Source organism: Amycolatopsis acidicola, from assembly GCF_007713735.2.
In the GTDB taxonomy this organism is placed as follows: Bacteria; Actinomycetota; Actinomycetes; order Mycobacteriales; family Pseudonocardiaceae; genus Amycolatopsis_E; species Amycolatopsis_E acidicola.
This window is the reverse complement of record NZ_VMNW02000035.1, coordinates 1-16,946: the sequence shown is the minus strand read 5'-3', so window position 1 is coordinate 16,946 and position 16,946 is coordinate 1. Positions and strand designations below refer to the sequence as shown.

Annotated in this window: 13 protein-coding genes; 9 read left to right on the top strand and 4 right to left on the bottom strand. The window is 69.1% G+C overall.

Features of this window, described 5'->3' with window-relative positions; all coding sequences use genetic code 11:
- The first annotated feature begins 3 nt into the window (after nt 1-3).
- The 3 genes from FPZ12_RS46055 to icmF all read left to right on the top strand — a co-directional run bounded on the left by FPZ12_RS46055 (nt 4) and on the right by icmF (nt 4,600).
- Nucleotides 4-702: a DUF742 domain-containing protein gene (locus FPZ12_RS46055; RefSeq protein WP_144757779.1), complete on the top strand. Its 699-nt coding sequence runs from the start codon at nt 4-6 to the stop codon at nt 700-702.
- A complete protein-coding gene (locus FPZ12_RS22630; RefSeq protein WP_144757778.1) occupies nt 683-1,294 on the top strand; it encodes a GTP-binding protein in 612 nt (203 codons plus the stop codon). Before FPZ12_RS46055 ends, FPZ12_RS22630 begins: the two co-directional genes overlap by 20 nt.
- Before the next feature lie 69 nt (nt 1,295-1,363).
- Nucleotides 1,364-4,600: a fused isobutyryl-CoA mutase/GTPase IcmF gene (gene icmF, locus FPZ12_RS22625; RefSeq protein ID WP_144757777.1), complete on the top strand. Its 3,237-nt coding sequence runs from the start codon at nt 1,364-1,366 to the stop codon at nt 4,598-4,600.
- A 549-nt stretch (nt 4,601-5,149) separates the two neighbouring features.
- Here icmF and FPZ12_RS22620 read toward each other — a convergent pair.
- A complete protein-coding gene (locus FPZ12_RS22620) occupies nt 5,150-5,809 on the bottom strand; it encodes a class I SAM-dependent methyltransferase (protein WP_243769976.1) in 660 nt (219 codons plus the stop codon).
- 61 nt (nt 5,810-5,870) lie between these two features.
- On the opposite strand from FPZ12_RS22620, the gene FPZ12_RS22615 reads away from it, so the two are divergent.
- Genes FPZ12_RS22615 through FPZ12_RS22605 form a run of 3 tightly spaced genes read left to right on the top strand, consistent with a single transcriptional unit; the run spans nt 5,871 to nt 8,531 of the window.
- Entirely contained in the window at nt 5,871-6,698 is an 828-nt protein-coding gene (locus FPZ12_RS22615) for an LLM class F420-dependent oxidoreductase (protein WP_144760184.1), read from the top strand.
- Nucleotides 6,695-7,510, top strand: coding sequence for an LLM class F420-dependent oxidoreductase (locus FPZ12_RS22610; RefSeq protein ID WP_144760182.1), 816 nt, complete (start codon nt 6,695-6,697; stop codon nt 7,508-7,510). Before FPZ12_RS22615 ends, FPZ12_RS22610 begins: the two co-directional genes overlap by 4 nt.
- Before the next feature lie 31 nt (nt 7,511-7,541).
- The gene (locus FPZ12_RS22605; protein ID WP_144760180.1) at nt 7,542-8,531 is read left to right on the top strand and encodes a TIGR03557 family F420-dependent LLM class oxidoreductase; all 990 of its coding nucleotides are present in this window, start codon (nt 7,542-7,544) and stop codon (nt 8,529-8,531) included.
- A 21-nt stretch (nt 8,532-8,552) separates the two neighbouring features.
- Here FPZ12_RS22605 and FPZ12_RS22600 read toward each other — a convergent pair whose 3' ends face one another.
- On the bottom strand, nt 8,553-9,494 hold the full coding sequence (locus FPZ12_RS22600; RefSeq protein ID WP_243769975.1) for a serine hydrolase: 942 nt from the start codon (nt 9,492-9,494) through the stop codon (nt 8,553-8,555).
- A gap of 116 nt (nt 9,495-9,610) precedes the next feature.
- Nucleotides 9,611-10,243: a cholesterol catabolism transcriptional regulator KstR gene (kstR, locus tag FPZ12_RS22595; protein WP_144760177.1), complete on the bottom strand. Its 633-nt coding sequence runs from the start codon at nt 10,241-10,243 to the stop codon at nt 9,611-9,613.
- A 94-nt stretch (nt 10,244-10,337) separates the two neighbouring features.
- Between kstR and FPZ12_RS22590 the strand changes: the two genes are divergently transcribed.
- Genes FPZ12_RS22590 through FPZ12_RS22580 form a run of 3 tightly spaced genes read left to right on the top strand, consistent with a single transcriptional unit; the run spans nt 10,338 to nt 16,244 of the window.
- Nucleotides 10,338-12,383, top strand: coding sequence for an acyl-CoA dehydrogenase family protein (locus tag FPZ12_RS22590; protein ID WP_166462866.1), 2,046 nt, complete (start codon nt 10,338-10,340; stop codon nt 12,381-12,383).
- 28 nt (nt 12,384-12,411) lie between these two features.
- Entirely contained in the window at nt 12,412-15,123 is a 2,712-nt protein-coding gene (locus FPZ12_RS22585; protein ID WP_144760175.1) for a DEAD/DEAH box helicase, read from the top strand.
- Nucleotides 15,120-16,244: an SWIM zinc finger family protein gene (locus FPZ12_RS22580; protein WP_144760173.1), complete on the top strand. Its 1,125-nt coding sequence runs from the start codon at nt 15,120-15,122 to the stop codon at nt 16,242-16,244. The genes FPZ12_RS22585 and FPZ12_RS22580 overlap by 4 nt, the downstream gene beginning before the upstream one ends.
- Here the strand turns inward: FPZ12_RS22580 and FPZ12_RS22575 are convergent.
- A partial coding sequence (locus FPZ12_RS22575; protein ID WP_208025955.1) for a hypothetical protein occupies nt 16,232-16,946 on the bottom strand: 715 nt, incomplete at its 5' end. The two genes, FPZ12_RS22580 and FPZ12_RS22575, sit on opposite strands and share 13 nt — an antisense overlap.

Here is a 16,946-nt window from a genome sequence, read left to right as displayed (position 1 = left end):
GCGATGACCACGGGACCCGGGAGCGGTTCCCCTCCCCCGGACGAGGGCGACGACGCGACCTTCGCGGACGTCCTCAACGGCTTCACCCTGGATTCGGGGCGCGGCCGCCGGAAGCGGAAGAAAGCCCGGGAGGCCGAGGCCGACAAGGCCCCGCCTCCGGAGCAGGACGAGGCCGCGCAGCAGGCCTCGCCCCCGCCGGCGCGCACGCCCGAAACCCTGCCGCCGCCACCGGCGCGGCCGGAGTTCGAGCCGAACCAGGGCACGGGGCTGTTCGAGCCCCCGCCGGGCACCGGGCTGTTCGAGCCCGCGGTGAACAGCGGGCCCCTGCGGCCGGAGCCCGGGTTCGGTGAGGAGGAGACCGCCGTGGTGCGGCCCTACGCCCTCACCGGCGGTCGCACGAAAGCCAGCTACCTGCTGGAACTGGAGACCTTGATCTCCGTGAAGGACGGTGCCGACGCCCGTTTGCAATCGGGTACGGCCCCGATCGAGCATCACTCGATCGTGGAAGAATGTCGGACACCTCGGTCCGTCGCGGAGGTCGCAGCGCTGCTGCGGGTTCCGGTCGGCGTGGCGAGGGTGCTCATCAGTGACGCGGCCGATGCCGGTCTGGTCACCGTGCACAAGACCGTGTCCGGCAACGACAACGCCGAGGCGCATCTCATGTTGATGGAAAGGGTGTTGAGTGGACTCCGTCGGCTTTAAGGCACCGCGGCCTGCCGCGCCGCAGACCATGACCTCGGCGAAGATCGTGGTCGCCGGTGGGTTCGGTGCGGGCAAGACGACCTTCGTCGGGTCGGTCTCCGAAATCGTGCCGCTCACCACCGAGGCGATGATGACCGATGCCAGCCGGGGCATCGACAACCTCGATTCGACGCCCAACAAGTCGACCACCACGGTGGCGATGGACTTCGGGCGCGTGTCGCTGGACACCGATCTCATCCTGTACCTGTTCGGTACCCCGGGCCAGCAGCGGTTCTGGTTCATGTGGGACGACCTGGTGCGCGGCGCGATCGGCGCGGTCGTGCTGGCGGACACCCGCCGGCTCGCCGATTCGTTCGCCCCGGTCGATTTCTTCGAGGACCGCGGGCTGCCGTACATCATCGGCGTCAACACCTTCGACGGGGTGATGCATCACCAGGTCGAAGATGTGCGGGAGGCGCTGGCGATCGATCCGAGCGTGCCGATCGTGCGCTGCGACGCGCGGGACCGGGAATCGACCAAGCAGACGCTGATCACGTTGGTCGAGTACGCGATGCGGCAGTGGATCGCCTTGCGGGCCGCCAACCAGCGGTAACACACGGGTGACCTCGGTCACGGTGATACTCGGGTTTAAAATAGTAGGAAGTCCGAGTATTTTGGAGCCATGAACGCTCCTCTGCACAAGGCCGTCCACCCGGTTCGGTTCGTGACGGCGTCGAGCCTGTTCGACGGGCACGACGCCTCGATCAACATCATGCGCCGGATCCTGCAAGCGCAGGGTGCGGAGGTCGTGCACCTGGGGCACAACCGCTCGGTCGACGAGGTCGCCACGGCCGCGATCGCCGAAGACGCCCAAGGCGTGGCGATCAGCGCCTATCAGGGCGGCCACGTCGAGTACTTCAGCTATCTGGTCGAGCTGCTGCGCGAACGCGGGGCGGGGCACATCAAGGTCTTCGGCGGCGGTGGCGGGGTCATCGTCCGCGAGGAGATCGAGCTGCTGCACTCCCGCGGCGTGGCGCGGATCTTCTCCCCGGACGACGGGCTCGAGCTGGGCCTGCCCGGGATGATCAACATGATGATCGAGTCCTGTGACACGGACCTGGCGGCGGAGCAGGTCGGCTCGATCGACCAGCTGCTCTCGGGGGACGTACCGGCGCTGGCGCGCACGATCACCCGCCTGCAGGGCGGGCAGCTGCCGCAGGACTGGCTCGACGCGATCACCGAGACGGCGGGCAAGCGCACCGTTCCCGTCCTGGGCATCACCGGCACCGGCGGTTCGGGCAAGTCCTCGCTCACCGACGAGCTCGTCCGCCGCTTCCGGCTGGACCAGCAGGACAAGGTGCGCATCGCGGTTCTGGCGGTGGACCCGACGCGGCGGCGCGGTGGTGGGGCGCTGCTGGGCGACCGGATCCGGATGAACAGCCTCGACGGCGGGCCGGTCTATTTCCGTTCCCTGGCAACGAGGACGAAGAGCGGCGAGATCCCGACCGGGCTGCGGGAGTCCATCCTGGCGTGCAAGGCCGCGGGCTACGACCTGGTGATCGTGGAGACGCCGGGGATCGGACAGGGCGACGCGGGGATCGTGGATTACGTCGACAGCTCGCTGTACGTGATGACGCCGGAGTTCGGCGCCGCGTCGCAGCTGGAGAAGATCGACATGCTCGACTTCGCCGACGTGGTGGCGATCAACAAGTTCGAGCGACGCGGCGCGGAGGACGCTCGCCGCGATGTCGCGCGTCAGCTGGTGCGCAACCGCGAGGAGTTCGGTGCTTCGCCGGACGACATGCCGGTGTTCGGCACCAGCGCCGCGAAGTTCAACGACGACGGGGTCACCGCGCTGTACCAGTATCTGCGGGATTCCCTTGCGGAGCGCGGTCTTTCGGTGTCGGCGGGCACGCTGCCGCACGTCGGGAGCAAGGTGTCCACCGGGGCGGGCACGATCATCCCGACCTCGCGCACGCGCTACCTCGCCGACATCTCCGACACGGTGCGTGGCTACCACCAGCGCACGCGGGAGCAGGCCGAAGCGGTGCGTGAGCGTGACCAGCTGGCGGCGGCGAAGAAGGCGCTGGAGCGGGCGGGCGCGGACACCGAGGCGATCGGCGAACTGCTCACCGAGGCCGAGTCGCGTGTGGACGAAGAAACGCGGAAGCTGCTGGCGGAGTATGCCGAGCTGGCCGAGTCGTATCGCGGCGAGGAGCTCGTGTTCAAGGTGCGGGACAAGGAGCTGCGCACCCAGCTGTGGCGGGAGACGTTGTCGGGCAACAAGATCCCGCGCGTCGCGTTGCCGCGCTACATGGACCAGGGTGAGCTGTACTCGTTCCTGCGCCGCGAGAACCTGCCGGGCTACTTTCCTTACACCGCCGGGGTTTTCCCGTTCAAGCGGGAGGGTGAGGATCCGGCCCGGATGTTCGCCGGCGAGGGTGACGCGTTCCGCACGAACCGGCGGTTCAAGTACCTGTCGGCGGATTCTGCGGCGAAGCGGCTGTCCACCGCGTTCGACTCGGTGACCCTCTACGGGCACGACCCGGCGACGCGCCCTGACATCTACGGCAAGGTCGGCACGTCCGGGGTTTCCATCGCGACGCTGGAGGACATGAAGGTCCTCTACGACGGTTTCGACCTGACCGCGCCGAGCACGTCGGTGTCGATGACGATCAACGGGCCGGCGCCGACCATCCTGGCGTACTTCCTCAACACGGCGATCGACCAGAAACTGGCCGCCTTCAAGGAAGAGCACGGTCGTGAGCCCTCGGCCGAGGAGGCGGAGGAGCTGCGCGAGTGGACGCTGCGCAACGTGCGCGGCACGGTGCAGGCGGACATCCTCAAGGAGGACCAGGGGCAGAACACCTGCATCTTCTCCACCGAGTTCAGCCTGCGGATGATGGCGGACATCCAGGAGTGGTTCATCGAGCACGGGGTGCGGAACTTCTACTCGGTGTCCATTTCGGGCTACCATATCGCCGAGGCCGGGGCGAACCCGATCTCGCAGCTGGCCTTCACGCTGGCGAATGGGTTCACCTACGTCGAGTCGTATCTCGCGCGCGGGATGGACATCGACGAGTTCGCGCCGAACCTGTCGTTCTTCTTCTCCAACGGGATGGATGCGGAATACTCGGTGCTGGGCCGGGTGGCGCGGCGGATCTGGGCCACCGCGATGAAGGAGCGCTACGGCGCGAACGAGCGCTCGCAGAAGCTGAAGTACCACGTGCAGACGTCGGGGCGTTCGTTGCACGCGCAGGAGATGAGCTTCAACGACATCCGCACCACGCTGCAGGCGTTGTGCGCGCTGTACGACAACGCGAACTCCTTGCACACCAACGCTTTCGACGAGGCGATCACCACGCCGAGCGAGAACTCGGTGCGCCGGGCGATGGCCATCCAGATGATCATCAACAAGGAATGGGGCCTGTCGGGCAACGAAAACCCGTTGCAGGGCTCGTTCATCATCGACGAGCTGACGGATCTGGTCGAGGAAGCGGTGCTGACCGAGTTCGACCGGATCTCGGAGCGCGGCGGTGTGCTGGGTGCGATGGAAACCGGTTACCAGCGCGGCAAAATCCAGGATGAGTCGATGTTGTACGAACGGCTCAAGCACGATGGCACGCTGCCCATCGTCGGGGTGAACACGTTCCGCAACCCGCACCCCGAGGACGACGAGGTCGAGGTCGAACTCGCCCGCGCGACGGAGGGGGAGAAGGAGTCCCAGCTGGCGCGGCTGGCGGACTTCCAGCAGCGCAACCAGGCGGAGGCCGAGCAGGCGCTCAAGGCCCTACGCGAAGCCGCCACCCGGGGCGAAAACGTGTTCGGTGTGCTGATGGACGCCGCCCGCGTGTGCTCGCTGGGCCAGATCACCGACGCCTTCTTCGAAGTAGGCGGCCAATACCGGCGCAACATCTAGTGTCTCGTGATCTTGTGGTCTTTCCGCGCGGGTGTGTTTGCCTGCCAGGGCGCCGGGTTGGCCCCTGGCGTCGCCGAGTTGGCCCGGGGTGTCGCCGAGTTGGCCGACCGCTGTCGCCGTGGGCAAACTCGGCGACCGGACCGGCAAACTCGGTGACGCGGCGGGCAAACTCACCGACCGCACGGGCAAACACGACAACGTAAACCGGACAGCATCACGAGACACTAGCGGTCGGCGGCCGGGTTCCCGCAACATCCCTCCCGGGCCAACCAGCGCCCGTCCGCTTGGCTCCGGGCCCCGGCAACGCGAAGCGAGCCGTCCCACGACCACACCCCACCATCGTTCCGATCCCCAGCGCTCTTCAGCGGTCGGTGTGCCGGGTCAAGGCATCTTTCCCGCCTTGACGCGGTGCGGCGACCGTTGAACACTGCGCGATCGGGGCGGGGGTGGGTGCACACAGCGCGGCCACGCGCGTCCGTTGCTGCCGCAACGCGCCCAGCCCCCAAAGGGCCCAGCCACCCAACGCGCCCAGCACCCCAGCAACAAGACCTACAAAGCCACCCACTCCACAGCAACCTGCCAAACGGGCATCAAGAACCTTCCCCGCTCATCCAACGGCACCCGCCCCACGGCCTCCGGGTGGATCTGCGCGAGGATCTCCTCGGTCATCGACGTGGTGTACGAAGCTCTCTCCAGCCGCGTGATCCGCCAGCCGCCGGCGACGGTGAAGGTCGCGCGGAGGTTGTCCTCGGGAATCACGCGCGGGCCCGGCATTCCGGCGAGCTGTTCGGCCTGGCAGAACACGTGCACGGTGGCGCCGGGCCGGCACGCGCGGTGCAGCGCGGCGACGTAGGCGCGCTGCTCGTCGTCGTCGAGACAGTGGTAGAGGGCGCTGTCGAGCACCGTGTCGAAACGGTCCTCGAACCCGTCGAGGCGGGTGGCGTCGGCGACCACGAACTCCACTTCGTCCGTTTTCGCCCGGGCACGGTCGATCGCGGTGCGTGAGCCGTCGACGCCGGTGACGTGGTACCCGCGACTCGCGAGGAAGGTCGCGTTGTCTCCCGGCCCGCAGCCGACGTCGAGCACTTCGCCGCGGATTTCGCCGGCGGCTTCCAGCTCGACCAGCAGGGGCTGGGGTTCGCCGATCACCCAGGGTACGTACGGCGACTCGCGGTAGACCTGGTCGAAGTCGAGATCCGGGGCACTCACACCGGCGAGCGTAGTGCCTCCGCACGGAATACGCGGTCCGGAAGAGGAGTTGCGCTGACATATGAAGTTCGGAATCTCCACCTTCGTGACCGACGACGGCATCCGGCCCGCGCGACTGGGCCGCGCGCTCGAGGAGCGCGGCTTCGACTCGCTGTTCCTCGCCGAGCATTCGCACATCCCGGCCAGCCGGGAGAGTCCGTACCCGGGCGGCGGTGACCTGCCGGAGAAGTACTACCGCACGCTCGACCCGTTCGTGGCGCTCGCGGCGGCGGCTTCGGTGACCGAGAACCTGTTGCTGGGCACCGGTGTCGCGCTGCTGATCCAGCGGGACCTCATTCACACCGCGAACGAGGTCGCGAGCCTCGACCTGATTTCCGGCGGCCGCGTGGTCTTCGGCGTCGGCGTCGGGTGGAACCGGGAGGAGATGCGCAATCACGGCACCGACCCGCGCACCCGGGGCGCGCTGATCGACGAGCAGCTCGAGGCGCTCAAAGCGATCTGGACCCGGGACGAGGCCGAGTACCACGGCAAGCACATCGACTTCGACCCGATTTTCTCCTGGCCCAAGCCGGTGCAGCGCCCGCACCCGCCGATCTACGTCGGCGGCGAGAGTCCGGCGGCGCTGAACAGGCTGCTCAAGCATTGCGACGGCTGGCTCCCGCGTGAGGGCACCGATCCCGACGAGCTGCGCCGCGTCCGCGCTTGGCTCGCCGAGCAGGGCAGGCCCGACGTGCCGTTCACGATCTTCGGCGCGGGAAGGGACCGGAAGCTGCTCGAGCAGTACGCCGAGGCGGGTGTGGACAGGGTGACGTTCATGCTCCCCACGCGTCCGGAGTCGGCGACGCTGACCAAGCTCGACGAGCTCGCGGAACTGGCGAGGGACCTGTGAAACTCGGGATCACCACCTTCGGCACCGACGAGGGAATGCCGGTGCCCGAACTGGCGAAAGCCATGGAGGAGCGCGGTTTCGACGCGTTGCTCCTCGCCGAGCACTCCCACATCCCGGTCAGCAGGGAGAGTCCGTATCCGGCCGGTGGCGAGCTGCCGAGGCCGTATTTCCGCGCTGTGGACCCATTTGTCGCGCTCGCCGCCGCCGCGTCCGTCACGTCCACGCTCACCCTCGGTACCGGGATCAGCCTGCTCATCCAGCGGGATGTCATCCACACGGCGAAATCCGTGGCCAGCCTCAGCCTGATCTCCGGCGGACGGGTCGTCTACGGCGTCGGCGTCGGCTGGAACCGGGAGGAGATGCGCAACCACGGCACCGATCCGCGCACCCGTGGCGTCCTGCTCGACGAACGGATCGCCGCGCTGCGCGAAATCTGGACGAACGACAAGGCGGAGTTCCACGGCGAGTACGTCGACTTCGACCCGATTTTCTCCTGGCCCAAACCGGAAATCGCACCGCCGGTCTACGTCGGCGGCAACAGCGCGGCGGCCGCGGCGCGTGCCGTCCGCCTCGGCGACGGCTGGCTGCCCAACGCGGTGCCGGACGTGGCCGAGATCCCCGCGCAGTTCGCGCTACTGGGCGATTCCCGGATCCCGGTGACGGCCACTTCGGTCCGGGCGGACCCGCGGTTGCTGGACGCTTACGCCGAGGCCGGTGCCGAGCGCGTGACCTTCTCGCTCGCCCCGCAGCCCGCCTCGGAGAGCCTGCGACGGCTGGACGAGCTGGCAGCGTTGATCAGCGCTTATCGGTAGGTTAACGCACTTCGGAAAGGTTGATGAGGTCGTGAGTGACGTTCAGATCGGGTTGGCGGCGGCGCTGGAACAGTTCTCGCCGCGCGAATCCATCGAGCTGGCCACGCTGGCCGAGCAGCACGGGTTCTCCGGGCAGATGGCGGCGGACCACTTCCAGCCGTGGGTGCCGCAGCAGGGCGAGGCTTCGTTCGTGTGGAGCGTGCTGGCGTCGCTGGCCGAGAACACCACTGGGGACCTGGGCCCTGGCGTGACCTGCCCCTCGTTCCGGCTGCACCCGGCGATGGTCGCGCAGGCGGCGGCGACGCTGGAGGCGACGTACCCGGGCCGCACGTGGCTGGGCATCGGCTCCGGCGAGGCGCTCAACGAGCACATCATCGGCGGCTACTGGCCGGAGGCGCCGGAGCGGGTGCGCCGGATGTTCGAGGCGCTCGAGATCATCCGGAAACTGTTCACCGGTAAGGATGTCAAGCATTCCGGTGAGTTCTTCAAACTGCACACCACCCGGCTGTGGACGCTGCCGGGCACCCCGCCGCCGGTGTACATCGCTTCGGCCGGCCCGTACACCTCGCGCAAGACGGGCGAGCTGGCCGACGGGCTGATCACGCCGGGCGCGTCGATCGAGAAGCTGCAGGGGATCCTCGACAACTTCGGCCAGGGCGCGAAGCAGGCGGGCAAGGACCCGGACGCGATGCCGAAGCTGCTGCAGGTGCACCTGTCCTGGGCGCCGACCGACGAGGAGGCGCTGGCCAACGCGATGGACCAGTGGCCCAACGGCGGCATGAAGTTCCCGAAGGCCGACGTCCGCTCGCCGTTCGACTTCGCGCAGATGGCCAAGCTGGTGCGCGAGGAGGACTTCGAGGGCCGCATGGTCATCTCGGCCGACCCCGACGTGCACCGCGCCTCGTTGCAGCGCTACGTCGACGCCGGGTTCAACCGGATCTACATCCACAACGTCGGCCGGAACCAGAAGGAGTTCCTGCAGGTGTTCGGCAGCGACGTGCTGCCGAAGCTGCACGCCTGAGCCGTTGCGGGCGCCCCTTTCTCAGGTCTTGAAGATGGGCGCGAGCTGCGCCGTCGCGTTGGTCAGCGCCTTGGGCATCGCGCTGTAGCTGCCCAGCGAACCGGACATCAGCACGATCGCCACGTAACGCGTGTCCTGTCCGATCAGGCCGGTGGTGTTGTAGTACGCGGTGGAACCGCTGCTGCCCCAGCCCTGTTTGATCGCCCAGACCGTGCCGGGCAGCCCGTTGGGGATGCCGAAGTACTGGTTCGTGCCGTCCGCGCCGGTGGTCGCGGCGTGGAACATCGCGTTGTACAGCAGATCGTGGGCCTGCTGGGGAACCTGGTCCTCGAGGTAGCGGTACACGGTGACCATGTCCGCGGCGGTGATCTTCGTGTCGCCCCATTCGCCTTCGGTGCTCGGCGCCCTGGTGCCGCTGCCGAGGCCCATCAGCTTCACGTCACGGGTGATGATCTCGTCGCCCCCACCGGAAACCCAGAAGGAGCTGGCCAGCGCGTCGTCGGAGTAGCTCAGCATGCGCGTGATCCGGTCCTGAGTGGACTGAGACGGCAGTACCCAGTTGTCCCTGGCGAGGATGTCGATGGCGATCAGCAGCTTCACCACGGACATGCTGTTGAACTGCTGGCTGGTGTTGAGGCTGGTGACGACCGAATCGGTCTCCCGGTCGTAGACCTCCATGCCGACCTTCGCGCTGGAGACGCTCTTGCGCGCGGCGGCCTGCACGGCTTCGGCGATCTCCTCGCCCTGCTCGGCGGAGATCGTGGCCGGGGGCGGGGTGGTCGACGTCGTGCTCTGGGTGGTGAGTGACGGGGCTTCCGCGCTCGTGGTGGGTGCCGGCGCGGCGACGGCGACGCTCGCCGTGGTGACGGCGCCGGAGTTCTGCGTGACCGAAACGATCAGCATGGTGGCCGCGCCCAACGCGACCGCTCCCAGTACGGCGTTGGCGGCCACAGAGCGCTTCATGATCATGAAACGCCCGGCACCCCCGCGCCGGTTGCAGATTTTCGTGATCTACAGGCAATACTCAGGATGTTGACAGGTGGCGCACAGGCAAGATCACGATCCGTGACCCGGGTGCGTCACTCCGCGATATGCCTGTCCAGGAGCAGATGCACGGAGAGGTCCAGCCGCTCCGCCACGTCCGCTGCCGAAGCGCGCCGGGTGACCCAGGCCACCAGATTAGCCATCCACACGTCCGCGATCAGGTGGAAGACCGCGCGATCGTGCGGGGACGGGTCGTCGATCCGCATCGCCCTGGCGAACATGTCCTCCATCAGCGTGCCGACCTGCTCCACCTCGGCCGCCGCGGTGGTGTCGGCGAACATGAACGCGCGCACCATCGCCTCGGTCAGGTGCGGGTCGCGCTGCATCATCCTGGTGTTGCGGGTGAGCACGAAGCTCAGCCGCTCGACCGGGGTCTCGCCGGGGATGGCGCCGCGCTCGATCTTCTCCTTGGCGCGCTCGAACTCCCTGGCCAGCCCGGAGACCAGCAGGTGGATCTTCGACGGGAAGTAGCGGTACAGGGTGCCGAGCGCCACGTCGGCCTTCTCGGCCACGGCCCGCATCTGCACGGCGTCGTAGCCGCCCTTGGAGGCCAGCGACAGCGTGGCGTCGATGATGCGCCGGCGCCTGTCACGCTGCGCGGCGGAGCCCAGCTCATCACCGGCGACGCCGTTCTTGCTCTGGGCGGATACCTTCGCTTTACCGGCCATGGACCCCTGCTCCGAAACTTGTTCCACTGTCACCGCGTAGCTTACCTGCCGGACTTCCTTCGGAAAAACTGAAACACGTTCTATAGTGGTCCGCATGGTGATCGCGGTAACCCCCGAGCAGCGGGCACTGGCGGATTCGATCCGGTCCTGGGCGAGCGGGCGGCGGGGCGAACTGGCCGAACTGGGCCTGTTCGCGGTCGCTTTGCCCGACGAGCTGGGCGGCGCGGGCGGCACGGTCGTCGACCTCGCGGCGGGGCTGGAGGAGGCGGCCGCGGCGCTGGTGCCGGGTCCAGTATTCGGGACGGCACTGGCCGGGCTCGTGCTGGGCAGGCAGCCGGAGTCGGTACCGGCCCGCGAACTCGCCCCGGCGCTGGCCGAAGGACGCGCGCAGGTGGCGGTCGCGTTCGGGCCCGGCGAGGTCAAGGCCACCCGCACGCCGAACGGGCTCTCGTTGAGCGGGCGGACCGGTCCGGTCCTGGAGGCCGACGACTCCACACACCTCCTGCTCGCGGCGGATCTGGACGGGCGGAGCGTGTGGTTCCTGCTGCCGCCGCGGCCGGTCGAAGAGGCCTCGCCGCTCGACTTCTCCCGGGGGATCGGCTTCCTTGACCTCGACGGCGCCGAAGTGGCGGACGAGTACGTGCTCGACGACCCGCCAGTAGAGGAGCTGGCGGCGACGCTGGCCGCGGCCGAGGCGTCGGGCATCGCGGGCTGGTGCGTGCGCACGGCGAGCGAGTACGCGAAGGTGCGTGAACAGTTCGGCTCACCCATCGGCTCTTTCCAGGCCATCAAGCACATCTGCGCGGAAATGCTGTGCCGCGCGGAAAGGGCGTCCGCGCTGGCGTGGGACGCGGCCCGCGCGCCGGGGCATCGGCTGGCCGCTGCCGTGGCTGCCGCTGGCGCGCTCGATGCCGCGGTGGACAACGCGAAGGACTGCATCCAGGTGCTCGGCGGGATCGGCTACACCTGGGAGCACGACGCGCATTTGTACTTGCGGCGCGCGGTCTCGCTGCGGCAGCTGCTCGGCGGGTCCGGGCGATGGCGGCGGCGCGCGGCGGAGCTGGCGTTGTCCGGGGTGCGGCGCCGGCTGGACATCGAAATCACCGAGGACCCCGAGGTTTCCGCTGTGGTGGCCGAAATCGCGGCGCTCCCGGCGGACCAGCAGCGCGTGAAGCTCGCCGAAACCGGTTACCTCATGCCGCATTGGCCGCGTCCGTATGGGCTCGACGCCGACGCGCAACGGCAGCTGGTGATCGATGCCGCGTTGGAGCACGCGGGAGTGCAGCGGCCGGACATGGTGATCGGGGCCTGGGCGGCGCCGACGATCCTGGAGCATGGCACGGACGCCCAGCGTGAGCGGTTCGTCGGCGCGACGCTTCGCGGGGACATCGTGTGGTGTCAGCTGTTCAGCGAACCGGGCGCGGGCTCGGACCTCGCGTCGCTGCGCACCAAAGCGACCAAAGTGGACGGTGGCTGGTCGTTGTCGGGGCAGAAGGTGTGGACCTCGCTGGCCCGCGACGCCGACTGGGCGATCTGCCTCGCCCGCACCGACCCGGACGCACCGAAACACAAGGGGATCACGTACTTCCTCGTCGACATGCGCAGCGCGGGGATCGAAATCCGGCCGCTGCGCGAGATCACCGGGGAAGCCGTGTTCAACGAGGTGTTCCTGGAGAACGTGTTCGTGCCCGACGAGCTGGTGGTCGGCGAGGTGAACGGCGGCTGGCGGCTCGCGCGCACCACGCTGGCCAATGAGCGGGTGGCGATGGGCAGCGGTTCGTCGGTCGGCGAAGGCGTGGAGAAGCTGCTCGACGGGCTCGAACCGGACGTGACCGAGCTGGAGCGGATCGGTGCACTCGTCACCGAAGGCTCCGCGTGCGCGCTGCTCGACCTGCGGGCCACGGAAAAGCGGCTCGCCGGGCAGGATCCTGGCCCGGAGTCCAGCGTCCGGAAGCTTCTCGGCGTCTCCCACCGGCAGGCCGTCGCGGAGGCGGCGCTGGATCTGCGCGGCCCCTCCGGGGTGGTCGACGAGCAGGCCCAGCACGAGTTCCTGCTGACGAGGTGCCTGAGCATCGCCGGCGGGTCCACCCAGATCCTGCGCAACGTCGTGGCGGAGCGGTTGCTCGGGCTGCCGCGATAATGTCGGTGGGGCCTCGTATCGTGGCCCTGTGGAGCTGACCCCCGAAACCAGGGCCATCTATGTGCCCTCCGATCCGCCGCGCGATGGCGTCCTCGCGCTGTGGGGCGACGGCGTGCCCGGGGAAAGCCCGATCGAGCTGGTGCTGCCCAAGGGAAAAGCGTTCCGGCGCGGCAAAGTGGACGCGCGGGTGCTGCCACTGGCCGAGGCGATCCCCGGGCTGCTGGCCGTGGAGGACGAGGCCAGCCCCGCGATAGCCGCGTTCTCGGCCGCGGTGCGGGCGGCGCTGAACCTGATCGCGCGGGGCCGGGTGCTGCCCTCGGCCACCCCGGCCGGGGTGGATGCCTGGCGAGTCGGTCCACTCGAGACGGCGGACGAGGAGCTGCTGCGGGATCTCGCCGCCGCGTTGCCGCCGGAGGCCCATGCGCTGCCGCTTTCGGGGTTGAAGAAGATCCGGTTGCACTCACCGGAGACGTTGATCCGCGCGTTGTGGGATGCCACGGCGGACGTGCTGGTGCGCACGCCCGCGGCGCGAATGGTCGCGGGCGGCCCGGCGTTCGCCGCGCCGGAGCCGACGTTGCTGGACGCGGCGGATGTCGAATGGCTGGAGGCGCAGCAGCCTGTCGGGGCGCAGTTGATGCTGCGGATGGAAGTCCGCGAGGAGGAGACCTTCGTCGGCGTGCTCGCGTTGCGCAGCGTGTCGGACCCGAGCCTGGTGATCGACGCGGCCACGTTGTGGGACGCGCCGGACGCGGTCCTTTCGCGAATGGGGGAGCAGGTCGAGGCGCAGCTGCTTCTCGGCCTGCGTCGCGGGGCGAAAGCGTGGCCGCCGCTGAAGCGTGCGCTGGAGGCGGCCACCCCGAGCGAGCTGGAGTTCAGTGACGACGAGGTGGTCGAGCTGCTCGGCGGCGCGCTGCGCGGGTCCGGGGTGGAAGTGTTGTGGCCCAAGGGTTTGTTCGCCGACGACGTGCGGCTGCGGGCGGGTGCCACGCCGTCGCCCGGCAGCGAGGGCGGCAGTGTCTTCCGGCTCAACGAGCTGCTGAAGTTCTCGTGGCAGCTCAGCGTCGGCGGGCAGGAGCTGCGCGAGGAGGAGGTCGCCGCGCTCGCGGAGGCGAAGCGGCCGCTGGTCCGGTTGCGCGGCCAGTGGGTGCGCGTGGATCCGGGAATGCTGGCGAAACTGCGCCGCCGGGGCCAGTCGCTGACGGCGGCCGAAGCGCTCGCGGCATCGTTGACAGGAACTCTGGAGCTCGACGGGGAGCAGCTGGAGTTCGCCCCACCGGCCGCGATGTCCGGTCTGCTGGAGCGAGTTCGCGCGGCAGGGGGTGCCGAGGTCGAGCCGTCGCCCCGGTTGCGGGCCACGCTGCGGCCGTATCAGCGGGCGGGGCTCGGGTGGCTCGCGAAGATGACGGAGCTGGGGCTCGGCGGCATCCTGGCCGACGATATGGGGCTCGGCAAGACGATCCAGCTGATTTCGCTGCACCTGCACCGGCCGGGTTCCGGGCCGACGCTGGTGTTGTGCCCCACTTCGTTGCTGGGCAACTGGGAGCGCGAGTTCGCGAAGTTCGCGCCGGACGTTCCGGTGCGCCGGTTCCACGGCGGTTCGCGGCATCTGGACGAGGTGGCGGCGGACGAGGTGGTGCTGGCCACGTACGGCGTGCTGCGCCGGGACAGGAAGGCGCTGGCGGAAGTCGGCTGGGGGCTGATCGCGGCCGACGAGGCCCAGCACGTGAAGAATCCCTTGTCTGTCACGGCGAAGGAGCTGCGGCGGATCCCGGCGGACGCCAGGGTGGCGCTCACCGGCACGCCGATGGAGAACAGGCTCACCGAGCTCTGGTCCATTTTGGACTGGACGACGCCGGGGCTGCTGGGCACGCTGGAACACTTCCGGCGCACGGTCGCGCGCCCGGTGGAGCGTGACCGGGACCGCGCGGGCACCGAGCGGCTCGCGGCCACGGTCCGGCCATTCCTGTTGCGGCGCAAGAAAACCGACCCGGACATCGCGCCGGAGCTGCCCCGCAAGACGGAGACGGACAGGTTCGTGCCGCTCACCACCGAGCAGGCCACGTTGTACGAAGCGGTGGTGCGGGAGAACCTGGCGGTGATCCGCGAGGCCAAGGGGGTGCAGCGGCGCGGGCAGGTGCTCAAGCTGCTGACCGAGCTGAAGCAGATCTGCAACCATCCGGCGCAGTATTTGAAACAGGACGGGCCGCTGACGGGGCGCTCGGGCAAACTCGCGGCGTTCGAGGAGCTGCTCGACGTGATCCTCGACGAGGGGGAGAGCGTGCTGGTGTTCAGCCAGTACGTGCAGCTGTGCAAGCTGCTGGCCACGCGGCTCGGTGAGCGCGGGCTGCCCGTCGAGCTGTTGTCCGGCGCCACTTCGCCGCGCCGGCGGGAGGAGCTGGTCGAACGATTCCAGGGTGGGGATATCCCGGTGTTCCTGTTGTCCCTCAAGGCAGGTGGCGTCGGGCTGAACCTCACGAGGGCCACGCACGTGATCCACTACGACCGGTGGTGGAATCCCGCGGTGGAGGATCAGGCGACGGACCGGGCCTACCGGATCGGGCAGGACAGGCCGGTGCAGGTGCACCGGCTGATCGCGGAGGGCACGCTCGAAGAGCGCATCGCGGCGGTGCTGGAAAGCAAGCGCGGGCTCACCGAGTCGGTGGTCGGCGCGGGTGAGGACTGGATCACCGAGCTGTCCGACGAACAGCTGGCCGACCTGGTGCGGCTCGGAGAGTCGTGACCCCGCGCCGGAATTTCGGCCTGACCTGGTGGGGTCGGGCGTGGGCGGAGGCGCTCGAAGGCCGCGCGAAACTCGACCCGAACCGGTTGCCGCGCGGGCGCACGTACGCGCGCAAAGGACGGGTGAGCGCGCTCGACGTGACGGCGGGCGAAGTGCGGGCGTGGGTGCAGGGGAGCCGTTCCGTGCCGTACCGGGTCACTGTGCGGGTGCGGGTTTTTTCCGCGGAACAGTGGGAAGTGTTGCTGGACAAGGTGGTCGCGCGGATCGGGCATGCGGCCGCGTTGCTGGACGGGGAGTTGCCGGAGGAGCTGGCCGGGGATCTGCTGCCGGGGCCGGGTGAGTTGCGGCCGCGGTGTTCGTGCCCGGATTCGGCCGATCCCTGCAAGCATTCCGCCGCGGTGTGTTACCTGGTCGCGGATGAGGTGGATGCCGATCCGTTCGTGTTGTTCCTGTTGCGCGGGCGGGCGCGGGAGCCGTTGCTGCGGGAGCTGCGGGCGCGTCGGCGGCGGCCCGCGCAGGTCCGGGATGTTCCTGTCGAGCAAGGGTTGTCGCCGCGGGATGCTTTCGCGCGCCGGGTTGCGGCGGTGCCTCTGCTGCCGCCAGCGCCTGCCGCTCCCGGCCCGCCGGTCGTGCTGACGGAGCCGCCGGCGGAGTCTTCGTTGCAGGTCTCGGTGTTGTCGCAGCTGGCGGCGGACGCGGCTGCGCACGCTTATGACCTGTTGGGTGGTATGGCCGGGTTTTCCCTTACCGCGGAAGAGGATCTGGCGCGCCGAGCCGCCCGCGGCGATGTCCGTCAGCTGGCCTCGGCCGCGGGGATGCCGGTCGCCGAGCTCCGCCGGTGGGCGGCTGCGTGGCGCGCCGCGGGCAGCGGTGGCCTGGCCGCGCTTCGGGAGACGTGGCAGCCGCCGGGAATGTCGTTGGCCGAAGCCCGTGCCGCGGTGGAGGATTTCCCTGGGGAGACAAAGGTTTGGCGTAACAGGGTCACCCGGGGCGACCTCCAGCTCCGGTTGGGGCGGGATGAGCGCTGGTACCTGTTCCGCCGGACCTCGGACGGGCGTGTTCCGGCCGGGCCCGGGTACGCGCACCCGTTCGACGCGTTGACGGCTGATCAGCGCTGGTAGCGGCAGGCCGTTTCGGGGCAGTGCGGGCAGGCGAAGATGTAGGCGCGGCCGGTGTTTCCGTGGGTCTCGAGGTCGGGTTCGAGGTTGGTTTCGGGGTTGGTCTGGCGACGGGTTGCGAGGTTGGTGTCGGGGTTGGTTTCGAGGCTGGTCTCGCGGCCGGTGTCGAGGCGGGTGCCGACGTGGGTCTGGAGGCGCGGTTCGAGGTTGGTCTCGAGCTGGGCGAGGAAGTCCATGGTTTCGCCGCATTCGGCGCAGGTGGGTGTTTCGTCGTGGCTCGACCAGGCGGGCGATCCGCCTAGTTGGCCCAGCACGTCGCGTCGGCGTGGCCAGGCGTCGCAGGCTTCTTCGTAGCTGCTCGCGACTTCGACCATGCGTATGGCGGAGACGTCCGACAGGACGGCCCCCGGCGCGGCCGCCGGTGCAACGCGGTAGGTGGCGAACCGAAAAGCCCGGGCATTGTGTCGACAGAGAAACAAAGCGATGGTCGCCTCGGCGGTGGTGCGGATCTGTGCGGTGAAGAGCATCGGCGCGGCGCAGGAATCGCAGTGGGGCCACGTGAAACCCGGCGGGACGAGCGGTACCCCGCCGGTCCTGGTGCCCGCCCCGGCCGCGTCCCCCGGCCCGGCGTAGATCAACAGGGTCGTCACGGGAGGAGAGCCTAAACGATCTTGTGAAAGCGCTTTCTCGGTATCGGCTTTTGGC